The following is a 12,446-nucleotide window of genomic DNA, read 5'->3' on the forward strand; positions in this document are numbered from 1 at the left end:
GGGCCGGCCGAGATCGCCGGCCTGCTCATCCTCCCCCGGCCGTCGAGGCGCCGCGGCGACCGGGTGCGGGTTCGCTTTCCACGCATGCTGTTGACGTCGGTGTCACTTTCTCGGAGTATCCGGCGATGGCGACGAGGGAGGCGCGGTGCAGCACGCACATCGACCGGACCTGATGGACAAGGTGGTCCTCGTCACCGGGGGCAGTCGCGGTCTGGGACGCGAGATGGCACTGGCCATGGCGGCGGCGGGGGCCCACGTGATCGTCGCGAGCCGGAACCTCGACAGCTGCCGAGCGGTCGTGGCGGAGGTGGAGGCGCTCGGCAGGTCGGCCCTGCCCTATTCGTGCCACGTCGGGAGGTGGGACGACCTCGATGGTCTGGTGGAGGCCTCGTACGCCCGGTTCGGCCGGGTGGACGTCCTGGTCAACAACGCCGGGAAGTCGCCGCTCTATCCATCCCTGCCAGAGGTCACCGAGGCGATGTACGACAGCGTCTTCGGCCTCAACCTCAAGGGTCCGTTCCGGCTCTCGGTACTGGTCGGCACGCGCATGTTCGACGGGGCCGGGGGCACGATCGTGAACATCTCGAGCATGGCCTCCCTCCGCCCCCGACCCGATGTCGTGCCCTACGCCGCGGCGAAAGCGGGGCTCAATGCGACGACCGTCGCGCTGGCCCACGCCTTCGCGCCCAAGGTCCGGGTCAACGCGATCGTCGCCGGCGGCTTCCGCACCGACATCAGCAGGCACTGGACTGCCGAGTTCGCCGCGGGCCTGGCCGGTCAGGCGGCGCTGGGTCGGCTGGGCGAGCCGAGCGAGATCGTCGGGGCAGCCCTGTTCCTGGCGGGGGAGGCCTCCAGTTTCACCACGGGTGCACTCGTCCCGGTGGACGGCGGGACGATGTGAGCCGGGCACGCCGGTCGCGACCCCCGGCCGGTACCGCCGGGCACCCTGCCGCTCCGGCGGGGGAGGCGGAGGCTGTCGATGCCTGGCTCGCCTAGGACTTTCGACGCCGAGACGATCCGGCCCCTCCTCCAGCGATGGGCACGGGCGGTCGTCCGGCCGGACGCCCGGGTCGAGGCTATCCGACCGATGCCCGGCAACTCGGGCATCAGCTTCGGCTTCACCACGGTGCAGGACGACGGCGGGCGGGAGACCTTCGTCGTCCGGCTGGCGCCTCCCGGCGTGCGCCGTCGGGGCAACACGGACGTCCTTCGACAGGTCCCGCTCCTCCGCGCCCTCCACGAGCACTCGGTGCCCATCGCGCAGGTGCGGTGGTGGACCGACGACCCGGACTGGTTCGGGACGGACGCGCTCGTCCAGGAGTACGTGCCCGCGCTTCCGCTGCACATGACGGACGGATCGCTCAGCGCCGGCGTGCCGGAGACCAGGGTGCCCGTCCTGCTCGACCGCGCGGTGGACACGCTGGTCGCGATCCACCGGGTGCCGGTCGCATCGCTGTCCGGCTGGGAGGAGCCCCGCTCCATCGACACGGAGCTCTCGTTCTGGGGCGACGTGCTCAGGTCCGCCGGCGACGCCGCCCGGCTCGCGGCCGGCCGTGACCTGCGAACGCAGCTGGCCGACGCCGCGCCGCACGCCCCCCGTGCGGGCCTCTTCCACGGCGACTATCAGACCAACAACATCCTCTTCGACGACCGTGAGCAGGTGGCCGCGGTGGTCGACTGGGAGATCGCGGGGATAGGGCCCCAGGGACTCGATCTCGGCTGGCTGATGATGATGTGCGACCCGACGTGCTGGCATCCGAGCTACCGGGCCCGGATGCGCGTCGTGGCGCGGCCGCAGGATCTGCTGCGCCGTTACGAGGCCACCGACGGCGGCGAGGTGGACCGGCCGCACTGGTACCAGGCTCTCGCGTGCTATCGGTTCGGAGCGATCGCCGCCTATAACTACCGCCTGCACCGCACGGGGCGGCGGATCGACGAGTTGTACGCCGCCATGGCGCCGTCCGTCGGCGTCCTCCTCGGGCGGGGGGTGCAGCTGCTGCGCGAACTCGACGGCTAGGTGTACTGACCGGTGGATCACCGGTGGGACCCACCCCGATCCACGGGGCTCCTTCGCGGCCCGGTGCCCGGAGGCCCCGGACCCCACACGCTTCGGAGGGCAGATGAAGTTCGACCTCAATCTCGTCACCGCGTCGCTGGCCGAGATGCCGGATCGAGTCGACCAGGCGCGGTCGGCTGGCTACGACGGGCTCTTCGTCGCCGAAACCCGCCAGGATCCGTTCTCCGCCTTGGCCATCGCGGGTAGCCGGGTGAACGACATCGACCTGGGCAGCTCCATCGCGCTCGCGTTCACGCGAAGCCCCATGACGACGGCGGTCGCCTCGTGGGAGCTGCACCGTCCCCACGGCCGATTCATCCTGGGATTGGGCAGTCAGGTCCGCAAGCACATCGAGCGCCGCTACTCGTGCGCCTACGACCCCCCGTTGCCTCGGCTCCGCGAGTACGTCGCCGCCGTGCGCCACATCTGGGGCGCCTTCCAGGGCGTGCACCCGCTCGACTTCCAGGGCGAGTTCTTCACGCTGGATTTCCTGCCCGACGTCGTCAACCCCGGGCCGATCGAGCACCCGGAGCCCGAGATCTACCTGGCCTCCTTGGGGCCGCTCATGTACAGGACGGCGGGGGCCGTGGCCGATGGCGCGTTCGTGCACCCCTTGCACACGGTGGACTACCTCAGGGACGTCGCCGAACCCGCCATCGCCGAGGGGCTGGCGGTGCAGGCCAAGGACCGCGAGCGGTTCGCGTTGTCGGTCACGGTCTTCACGGTGATCGGTACCGGGGAATCGGCTGATCGCATGCGGGAGTCGGTGCGCAGCCAGCTGGCCTTCTACAGCTCGACACCGACGTACCGACGCGTCCTGGAGCATGCGGGTTGGGACGGGGTCGGGGAGCGACTCCAGGGCCTCGTCAGGGCCGGTCGCCATGCCGAGATCGCGGCCGAAGTGCCCGACGACATGCTCGACGAATTCTGCATCGTCGCCGAGACGTGGCCGGAGGCGGCCGACGTCGCCCGCGCCCGGTACGCAGGCGTCGCAGATCGCATCTCCTTCTACAACCCGCCTGCGCCGGGGCAGGCGCTGAGGTGAGCGGCGATCAGGCGGCACCCCGGACCGGCCAGGTGCGTGACCTCTACGGGGAGGACATCGAGGTGGGTGTCGACCTCGTGACGGGTGCCTACACCCTCACCGCCGACGAGATCGTCGACTTCGCGAGCGTGTGGGACCCGCAGTACTTCCACGTGGACGCGGGCGCCGCGGCCGAAGGACACTTCGGTGGGCTCATCGCGAGCGGGGTGCACACGCTGGCCGTCTACCAGCGGCTGGCCGTCCAGGCGCACTTCGCCCGTTGGAACGTCATCGCCGGACGGCGCATCCGCGACCTGCGCTTCCTCGTGCCCGTTCGTGCCGGCGACCGGCTCACCGGCCGCCTCGTCGTCGACGCCATCGACGAGGATGACCGCGGACGGGCCGTTCTCCAGGTTCGGGGCGAGCTAACCAACCAGCACGGTGCGGTCGTCATGTCGCTGACCATGGAGACGCTCATCCTCATGAGGCCCGCCACGCCGTAGGTGGACGGGCGGCACCGCCCAGAACCCGGCCGGACACCGGACGCTCCTGGTCCGATGGGGGCTGCCCGCCCCGGCTCGACTGCCGGGGCCACCCCGTGTGAGCGGGTCTGGAGATTTAGCGGCGAGGTGCTTCGGCGGACCTCACTCCGGGTGGCTCTGAGGCGAGGCGCCGCAGGCTCGCCCACCGTCGGCAATAACTGATACACATGTCAACATGACCCGTGCAGCCGCCTCGAGCCTCGGTGGGTGACCAGTGAGTGGACGCGCCGGAAGAGACGGTTGGGCGGACCAAGGCGTCTTCGAGGTGGCGTCCGGGGTGCACCGGATCCCGCTCCCACTGCCCGATGACGGTCTTCGCGCGGTCAACGTTTACGTGGTGGATGGCGACGACGGTCCGGTCCTCATCGACTCGGGCTGGGCGATCGCCGCCGCGCGGGAGCAACTGGAGATGGGCCTGCGCCAGCTGGGCTACCAACTGGGGGACGCCCGCCGCTTCCTCGTCACGCACGCGCATCGCGATCACTACGAGCAGGCGATCTTCCTCCGTCGAGAATTCGGCACGGCGATCAGCCTGGGGAGCGGGGAACAGCCTGCGCTCGACGTCCTCCAGGCCGGGAAGCGTCACCCCTTCGAACCGCAGCTGCAATTGCTCTCCATGATGGGAGCGGACTCCCTCGTCGACGAACTCACGGCCGCGGTGGCGTTCGTGCAGCCCGATCCGGAGAACTGGCAGTCGCCGGACACCTGGCTGGCGGCCGACGACGTCGCGGTCGCGGGCCGCCGAGCACTGTCCGTCGTGCCGACGCCTGGGCACACGGCGGGACACGTGGTCTTCCACGACGCCGCGGACGCGTTGCTCTTCACCGGTGACCACGTGCTCCCCACCATCACTCCCTCGGTGGGCTTCGAGCCCGTCCTCTCCCCGACGGCGCTCAGCGACTTCCTCGGGTCGCTCGCACGCGTCCGGCAGCTCCCGGACGCGCTCATGCTGCCCGCTCACGGACCGGTGTCGCCGAGCGTCCACGCGCGGGTGGACGAGTTGTTGGAGCACCACGACATCCGGCTGGCGGAGGTGCTCGCCTTCGTCCGCGGCGGAGCCCACACGGGGCTGGAGGTGGCCAAGGCGATCCGGTGGACGCGGCGGGAGCTCTCGCTGAGCGATCTCAACGCTTTCAACCAGTTGCTGGCGCTCGCGGAGACGGCCGTCCACCTCGACCTCCTGCAGGCGCAGGGGCGCGTCACCTTCGCGACGGATGGCGAGGTCCGCCTCTACCAGGCCTCGTGACCCGTCGACCTCGGCGGCACCCGCATTCACCCGTCACCGATCGGTGACTCCTCGAAAGGGACCAGGCATGTCGGATCTGCTGGACCTGAAGGGCCGTGTGGCCATGGTGACCGGCGCCGGGCAAGGCGTCGGTCGTCAGGTCGCGCTCGACCTCGCGGCGCACAACGCCGGCGCCGTCATCGTCAACGACTTCTTCCCGGAACGGGCCGAAGCCGTCGCGGAGGAGATCAGGTCCGACGGCGGCAAGGCCGTCCCGGTGTCCTTCGACGTGACCGACCACCAGGCCGTACTCGCAGGCGTGGCGGCGGCGGTCGACGGATCGGGGCCGGTGGACATCCTGGTGAACAACGCCGGGAACGCCGGGCCCGAGCACTCGATCTCCGATGCGCGGCCGTTCTGGGAGACCGGGCCGGAGGAATGGGCCCCGTGGATCGGGTCGAACTTCTTCGGTGTCCTGAACTGCGCCCGGGCGGTGGTCCCCGAGATGGTGTCTCGGGGATACGGCCGGATCGTCACGGTCATCTCGGACGCGGGACGGGTCGGGGAGCCGAACCTCGTCGTCTACTCGGGGGCGAAGGCCGGTGCGGCCGGCTTCACGCGCGGGCTGGCCAAGGCAGTCGGGCGGCACGGGGTCACGGCCAACTGCGTCGCACTGTCGGCGATGCGCACGCCCGCCAGCGAGCCGCTGCTGGGCGACCCCGAGATGGTGCACAAGATGCTGCGCAGCTACGTGATCAAGCGGCTCGGCGAGCCGTCGGACGCGTCGGCGATGGCAGTGTTCCTGGCTTCCGACGCAGCGTCCTGGATCACCGGTCAGACGTACCCGGTCAACGGTGGCTACGCCTTCGCCCAATGAGGTCCCGGACGATCCCGTCGACGCTCGGACGAGTGCTACTCCTCCGGGGCGGCGACCGGACCGGCGGGGACCCCGTTGGACAGGTACCCGACCGTCCGGCCCCACACGGTCACGATGTGGTCGACCAGTACGTCCTGGGGCCAGGAGCGGCCCCTCAGGAACCGGGCGGTGCAGGCCTCGTCCACCATGCCGGCGAGGAGCTCGGCGACGATCCCCGGTTGCATGCCGTCCATCCGGGCACGGGCACCGGAGCTCTCGATGCCGCGCTCGATCTTGCGGACGAACTGCCGTCGGTAGTCGTCGCGGAGCCGGGTGAAGCGCGGATTGGTGGCCGACATCTGATCGAGCAGGAGCCACAGGTCGACGTTGTCCGCGAAGCCGGACACGTAGCGGGCGACGGTGACGCGGACGCTCTCCAGCGGGGTGTCCCGGCGCCAGACGCTGCGCGACTGCTCCTTGAGATCGGTCCACATGTTCTCGAGCAGGAGCGAGTAGATGTCCTCCTTGTTCTCGAAATAGAGGTAGAAGGTGCCGTGCGCGCGGCCGGCGACGCGGGCGATCTGGGCAACGGTCGCGCGCGCGTAGCCGTGCTCGTTGAGGACCGTTCGCGCGGCCGCGAGCAGGGCCCGTCTGGTCGCCTCGGTGCGTCGCTGCTGGCCCGTCGGCGGTGGCTGTTCCGTCAGGCTCAGGTCCGGCCGAGATGTCATCGCATTCCCCATCGTCCTGAGAGCAGAGCTGCTCGCGGTCACATCCCGTCCGGCAGGCCGCGCCCACCACTATCGATTGCAGAGGTTACCGATGACGAAAGAGTCACGGCGGGCCGGAATGACCCTCGGGGTGCAGAACGGGCTCCGGGTGGAGCATCTCCCTGAGGTCGCCCGAGGGGTGGAGGCGCTCGGTTTCACCGAGCTCTGGAGCGAGGAGGCCGGAGGCGGCGACGCGGTGACGGGCCTCGCGGCAGCCGCCATGACGACGCGCTCGGTAACCCTCGGCACGGGCATCGTCCCCGTCTTCGGGCGGGCGCCGGCGGTCGTCGCCATGGAGGCGGCAAGCCTGCAGCTGCTGTCCGGCGGGCGGTTCCGGCTCGGTCTCGGGGCCTCCACGCCCACGATCGCCACCTCCTGGCGAGGCGAGGTCTACGAGCGGCCGCTCGCTCGACTCATGGAGTACGTGGACGTCGTGCGGCGACTGCTGGCGGGCGAGAAGGTGACCCATCACGGTCAGGTCCACCTCGACGGCTACCGCCTCCAGCTGCCCACCCCTCTGCCACCGGTGCCACCCCTCTACCTCGCGGCGCTGGGCGAGCGGGCGCTCACCCTCGCCGGGCAGCACGCCGATGGAGCGATCCTCGGCAACATGACGCCGCGGGGCGTGGCCCAGGCAGTGGAGGTCCTGCGCAACGCGGCCGCCGACAGCAACCGGGCACCGGCCGCCGTCGACGTCATCGGCCGCGTCACCCTGCTCGTCGACGAGGACCTCGACCGTGCCCGCGCGCGCGTCCGGCGCATCGCCGGGTTCTACCTCAGCACCGACGTGTACCGGCGGTCGCTGACCCGGCAGGGGTTCGGCGACGAGGTGGGCCGCTTCGCGGCGAGCTGGGACGCCGGCGAGCGGAGCAGGGCGGTCGAGCAGCTGAGCGACGAGGTCCTCGGCGCCTTCGCCGTCTTCGGGGACGAGCAGACGGTCAGGAGCGGGATCGCACGGTTCCGGGAGGCGGGGCTCGAGGCGCCCATCCTCTACCCGATCGTCTCGGTCGAGGGTGCGCCCGCCACCGACGGCGAGGGCGACGGTGCCGCGCGGCTGCTGGCCGTGGCGTCCCGCCTTCGAGAGGCGTGACGCGCGGCAAGTCACAACACGGCCTCGATTGCAGCCGCCCACGGCAAACTCTTGACACCGATGTCAGTTATGCAACAGCCTCCTGTGAGCCACCTCACCCGACAGGGGGATCGCTTCGTGCAGCCAGCAACCGCCAGCCAGCCGACAGTCGCTGATCGCGTACCGTCGCCCGCTCTAAGCGCCGAGGGTCTGTCGCTCTCCTTCGGCGGCGTGAAGGCCCTGCAGGACGTCGCGATGGAGCTCCGCAAGAGCGAGCTGCTCGCCGTCATCGGGCCGAACGGCGCGGGGAAGACGTCGCTCCTGAACTGCCTGACCGGGTTCTACCGGCCTCAGCAGGGCCGGGTCGTGCTCGACGGCGACAAGGTGATCTCAGGGCTGCCGACGCACAAGATCGCGCGGCTCGGCGTGAGCCGAACGTTCCAGGGGACGCACCTGTTCACCGGGATGACGGTGCTCGACAACATCATGATCGGCCGCTACTCCCACATGCGGACCAACCTGGCGCAGGCCTTCCTCTACGTGCCGTGGACGCGGCGCGAGGAGGTGCAGCACCGGGAGTTCGTCGAGGACATCATCGACTTCCTCGAAATCACCACGGTGCGCAAGCGGGTCGTCGGTGAGCTCGGCTACGGCCTGCGCAAGCGGGTCGACCTCGCCCGCGCGCTGGCGATGGAGCCGTCGGTCCTCCTGATGGACGAGCCGATGGCCGGGATGAATCTGGAGGAGAAGGAGGACCTTGCCCGATTCATCCTCGACGTCCGCGAGGCGCGCGGCATCCCCATCGTCATCGTCGAGCACGACATGGCCGTGGTCATGGACATCGCCGACCGGATCGTCGTCCTCGACTTCGGTCGCAAGATCAGCGAGGGCACGCCCGCCGAGGTCAGCGGCGACCCGGTCGTCATCAAGGCCTACCTCGGGGAGGCGCATTGAGCGCGCACGGCTCGACCGCTACGGCCCCCGCCGCCGGGACCGGGACCGGCGCCGAGGTCCGCACCCTGCCGCAGATCCTGCTCGACCAGGCGCGTCGTCGACCGGCGGACATCGCGCAGCGCGACAAGGACTTCGGGCTGTGGCGCCCCCACACGTGGACCGACGTCGTCACCCAGGTCCGGAACTTCGCGCTCGGCCTTCGGGAACTGGGGCTCCAGCGGGGAGAGACCGTCGGGATCATCGGGGAGAACGAGGTCGAGCACTTCTGGACCGAGTACGCGGTCCAAGGGCTCGGCGGCAAGGTCGTCTCGATGTACCCCGACCTCACGCCGGACGAGGCCAAGTTCCTGCTCGAGGACTCCGAGGCCGTCGTCGTGGTCGCGGAGGACCAGGAGCAGGTGGACAAGATCCTCGAGATCCTCGAGCAGCTGCCCAAGGTGCGAGCGGTCGTCTACTGGGACGACCGCGGCATGTGGTCCTACTCCGACACCCGGCTCAAGACGTTCCAGGAGGTCCAGGCCGCGGGGGCGACGGTCCACCAGGCCCAGCCCGAGCTCTTCGAGAGCATCGTCGGCCAAGGCACTCCCGACGACGTCGCCGTCCTGAGCTACACGTCCGGCACCACGGGCCGCCCGAAGGGCGTCGTGACCACCCACCGGATGCTGCTGGACAACGCCTACCGGGTGCTCGACGCCCACTCGCTCAAGCCCGGGAGCGAGTACCTCAGCTACATCTCCCCGGCGTGGGCCACCGAGCAGATCTTCGGCGTCACGATGGGGTTGGTCGTACCTTTCGTCGTCAACTTCCCGGAGGAGCCGGAGACCGTCCGGGACAACATCCGCGAGTTGGCCGTCGACGCCCTGGTCTTCAGCCCCCGGCAGTGGGAGAGCCTCGCCGCCTCCGTGCAGGGGAAGATGGCCGAGGCCGGCCGGGTGCGCCGGGCGGTCTATGGCTGGGGCCTCAAGGCCGGGCACGCCTACAAGGTCGCCCGCCTCGACGGTAGGCAACCCGGCCTGATGGCGCGGCTGAACCACGCGCTCGCCCGCTGGGTCGTGCTCCGCCCCGTCTTGGACCAGCTGGGCCTGATCAAGGCCCACTTCGCCGTCTCCGGCGGTTCCTCCATGGCGCCGGACGTCTTCCGCTTCTTCCACGCCCTGGGCGTCCCCCTGCGCAACATCTACGGCACCAGTGAGATGGGGTTGTTCACTCTGCACCAAGGCGACGCCTACAACGTGGAGACCGTCGGCCACTGGATGAAGACGCGGCCCACGGTCGGGCCGCCGCTGGAATCGCGCATCAGCGAGGAAGGCGAGCTTCAGGTGCGCGGCGGAGCCGGCTTCTCCGGCTACTACAACCAGCCGGAGAAGAGTGCCGCGAAGTACACGCCGGACGGCTGGTTCATGACCGGCGACGCGGTTACCGAGACCGACGACGGCGAACTGGTCTTCCTCGAGCGGCTTGAGGACATGCGGCGGCTGGCCACCGGCGTGCCGTTCCCGCCCCAGTTCATCGAGATCCGGCTCCGATTCAGTCCCTACATCCGGGACGTCATGGTGCTGGGTGACGAGACCCGCGACTTCGTGGCGGCGCTGGTCAACATCGACAGCGAGATGATCGGCAACTGGGCCGAGGAGCGGGGTATCGGCTACACGACCTTCCAGGACCTCTCCCAGAAACCGCAGGTCCGGGAACTGATCCGTCGCGAGATCGACCGGATCACCGAGCTGCTGCCCGAGGGAAGTCGAGTACGGCGCTTCATCAACCTGCCCAAGGAACTCGACGCCGACGAGGGCGAGTTGACCCGTACCCGCAAGCTCCGCCGGGACTTCCTCGAAGTCCGCTACAAGACCCTCATCGACGGCATCTACGACGGGAGCTCCACCGTCGACGTCGAGATCCCCATCACCTATCAGGACGGGCGCAAGGGCGCGCTTCGCGCGACGACCGTAGCTACCGACGTCGACCAGCCCGTTGCGGGCGGAGAGGAGGTCCGGTGATCCAGCTCATCGAGTACGCCCTGAACGGGGCGCTGCTCGGCCTGCTGTACGCCCTCATCGCCATGGGCTTTGTGGTGATCTACCGGGCGTCGAAGGTCTTCAACTTCGCCCAGGGCGAGCTGGTCGTCGTCGGTGCATTCCTGGTCTGGTTCTTCACCCTCGACCTCGGGCTACCGCTCTACGTCGGTTTCGCGCTCGCTCTCATCGGAGCCGCGATCTTCGGACTCATCATCGAGCCGCTCCTGTTCCGGCGCCTGGTGGGCCAGTCGACCTTCTCGATGGTCATGGTGACGATCGGGCTGCTGATCCTCCTGCGCGGGCTGGTACTCGTAATCTTCGGGCCTTCGGTCCGGCCCTTCCCCGACCTCATCTCCACCGCGCCCATCACCTTCGGGGACATCACGCTGAACCGCGGACTCGCCTACGGTGGCATCTTCACGATCCTGCTGGCGATCGGCGTCTCGCTGTACTTCTCCCGGACGAGGCCGGGTCTGCGGATGACCGTGGTCGCCGAGGACCACCAGATCGCCCAGTCCATGGGGATCTCGGTCCGACGTTCCATCGCCTACGCGTGGGGCATGGGCATGGTCCTGTCGACGCTGGGCGCCGTCTTCTACCTGAACGGAAAGTCGGTCACTTTCCTGGTCGCCGAGATCGGTTTCGCGGCCCTGCCGGTCGCGCTGCTGGCCGGCCTCGAGTCGGTGGGTGGACTGATCCCGGCCGGAATCATCGTCGGAGTGGCCCAGGGCCTCGCGGCCGGCTACATCGACCCCGTCGTCGGCGGAAGTTTCTCCGCCGTCTTCCCGTATCTGGTCATGGTGATAATTCTGTTTCTTCGGCCGTCGGGTCTGTTCGGCTGGCGAATTGTCGAGAGGGTTTAGATGTCCATGCAACCGGCGGGCGTCTTCGCCCAGAGCTACGTACGGGACATGGCCATCTTCCGGACGTGGAAGCAGGGGGCGGCCCTCGGCTTCTTCGTGCTGGCGCTGCTCCTCGTCCCCACCATCCTGGGCCCGCGCTACGTCGCCATCGCCAACATCATGTTGATCACCTCGGTGGTGGTGCTGGGCCTGCAGATCACCACGGGCCTGGCCGGGCAGGTGAACCTCGGGCAGGCCGCATTCATGGGAATGGGGGCCTACACCGCTGCCGCGCTGTCATCGGGGCAGCAGTGGCCCTTCCTGGTGACGGTTCCGCTCGCGGGCCTCGTCGCGGCACTGTTCGGCGCCATCTTCGGGCTGGCGGCGGTCCGGATCCGGGGCTTCTACCTCGCCCTAACGACGATCGCGGCGCAGTTCATCTTCGTGTTCGCGATCCTGAACCTGCCGGCGTCCTGGACCGGCGCGGCCCAGGGACTCCGGGTGGAGACCGCCTCGGTCTTCGGATTCGTGTTCAACACCGACAACCGGATGTACTTCTTGATCCTGGCAATCACCGCGATCATGACCGTGGGGGCCTACGGCATCGCCCGAAGCCGGCACGGGCGCGCCTTTGTCGCCGTCCGTGACGACGACCTCGCGGCCGGCTTCACGGGTGTGAACGTCGTGCGGGCCAAAGCGACGGCCTTCTTCGTCGGTGCCTTCTACGCGGGCGTCGGCGGTGCTCTGTGGGCGTACTACATCCGATTCGTGGCAGTCGACCAGTTCAGCCTCTTCAACTCGGTCTACTACATGGGAATGGTCATCGTCGGTGGTCTGGGCTCCATGGCGGGAGCGTTCGTCGGCGTGTTCCTGATCCGGGCCGCTCAGGAAATTCTCACCTCGGTCGGGCCATCGGTCGCCGACATCTTCCCGGCGCTGGGCAGCAGCGTCGTGTTCGCCAGCGTCAACATCATCCTAGGAGCCGCGATCGCGCTCATGCTCATCCTCGAACCGCGAGGCGTGATGCACCGGTTCAACATCCTCAAACGTGCCTTCAGACTCTGGCCATATCCGCATTGATGGATTGTTGACCGGC

Annotated in this window: 12 protein-coding genes; 11 read left to right on the plus strand and 1 reads right to left on the minus strand. The window is 69.1% G+C overall.

Annotation, left to right across the window (positions count from 1 at the left end):
* Window positions 1-145 precede the first annotated feature (145 nt).
* The 6 genes from BM142_RS05565 to BM142_RS05590 all read left to right on the plus strand — a co-directional run bounded on the left by BM142_RS05565 (window position 146) and on the right by BM142_RS05590 (window position 5,724).
* Window positions 146-901: an SDR family NAD(P)-dependent oxidoreductase gene (locus tag BM142_RS05565; protein WP_092195764.1), complete on the plus strand. Its 756-nt coding sequence runs from the start codon at window positions 146-148 to the stop codon at window positions 899-901.
* Window positions 902-1,087: 186 nt separating this feature from the next.
* The gene (locus tag BM142_RS05570; protein WP_175527112.1) at window positions 1,088-2,017 is read left to right on the plus strand and encodes a phosphotransferase family protein; all 930 of its coding nucleotides are present in this window, start codon (window positions 1,088-1,090) and stop codon (window positions 2,015-2,017) included.
* Between the two features lie 103 nt (window positions 2,018-2,120).
* Complete coding sequence (locus BM142_RS05575; protein ID WP_092195766.1) at window positions 2,121-3,101, plus strand: TIGR03617 family F420-dependent LLM class oxidoreductase; 981 nt, start codon at window positions 2,121-2,123, stop codon at window positions 3,099-3,101.
* The gene (locus BM142_RS05580) at window positions 3,098-3,583 is read left to right on the plus strand and encodes a MaoC/PaaZ C-terminal domain-containing protein (protein ID WP_217640585.1); all 486 of its coding nucleotides are present in this window, start codon (window positions 3,098-3,100) and stop codon (window positions 3,581-3,583) included. The genes BM142_RS05575 and BM142_RS05580 overlap by 4 nt, the downstream gene beginning before the upstream one ends.
* A 316-nt stretch (window positions 3,584-3,899) precedes the next feature.
* Window positions 3,900-4,868, plus strand: coding sequence for an MBL fold metallo-hydrolase (locus BM142_RS05585; RefSeq protein ID WP_256381279.1), 969 nt, complete (start codon window positions 3,900-3,902; stop codon window positions 4,866-4,868).
* A 67-nt stretch (window positions 4,869-4,935) separates the two neighbouring features.
* On the plus strand, window positions 4,936-5,724 hold the full coding sequence (locus BM142_RS05590; RefSeq protein ID WP_092195769.1) for an SDR family NAD(P)-dependent oxidoreductase: 789 nt from the start codon (window positions 4,936-4,938) through the stop codon (window positions 5,722-5,724).
* 35 nt (window positions 5,725-5,759) lie between these two features.
* Here the strand turns inward: BM142_RS05590 and BM142_RS05595 are convergent, their stop codons facing one another.
* A complete protein-coding gene (locus BM142_RS05595; RefSeq protein ID WP_175527113.1) occupies window positions 5,760-6,431 on the minus strand; it encodes a TetR/AcrR family transcriptional regulator in 672 nt (223 codons plus the stop codon).
* A 91-nt stretch (window positions 6,432-6,522) separates the two neighbouring features.
* Here BM142_RS05595 and BM142_RS05600 point away from each other — a divergent pair, with 91 nt between their 5' ends.
* The 5 genes from BM142_RS05600 (at window position 6,523) to BM142_RS05620 (ending at window position 12,430) form a co-directional block, all read left to right on the plus strand.
* On the plus strand, window positions 6,523-7,560 hold the full coding sequence (locus BM142_RS05600; protein WP_092195771.1) for an LLM class flavin-dependent oxidoreductase: 1,038 nt from the start codon (window positions 6,523-6,525) through the stop codon (window positions 7,558-7,560).
* A 210-nt stretch (window positions 7,561-7,770) separates the two neighbouring features.
* Window positions 7,771-8,493 (plus strand): ABC transporter ATP-binding protein, encoded by a 723-nt coding sequence (locus BM142_RS05605; RefSeq protein WP_217640587.1) that lies wholly within the window; start codon window positions 7,771-7,773, stop codon window positions 8,491-8,493.
* A complete protein-coding gene (locus BM142_RS05610; RefSeq protein ID WP_092195773.1) occupies window positions 8,490-10,490 on the plus strand; it encodes an AMP-dependent synthetase/ligase in 2,001 nt (666 codons plus the stop codon). The genes BM142_RS05605 and BM142_RS05610 overlap by 4 nt, the downstream gene beginning before the upstream one ends.
* On the plus strand, window positions 10,487-11,371 hold the full coding sequence (locus tag BM142_RS05615) for a branched-chain amino acid ABC transporter permease (RefSeq protein ID WP_092195774.1): 885 nt from the start codon (window positions 10,487-10,489) through the stop codon (window positions 11,369-11,371). Before BM142_RS05610 ends, BM142_RS05615 begins: the two co-directional genes overlap by 4 nt.
* Before the next feature lie 48 nt (window positions 11,372-11,419).
* Complete coding sequence (locus BM142_RS05620) at window positions 11,420-12,430, plus strand: branched-chain amino acid ABC transporter permease (RefSeq protein WP_217640588.1); 1,011 nt, start codon at window positions 11,420-11,422, stop codon at window positions 12,428-12,430.
* Window positions 12,431-12,446 lie beyond the last annotated feature (16 nt).

It is taken from the genome of Blastococcus tunisiensis (assembly GCF_900112815.1).
Lineage (GTDB): Bacteria > Actinomycetota > Actinomycetes > Mycobacteriales > Geodermatophilaceae > Blastococcus_B > Blastococcus_B tunisiensis.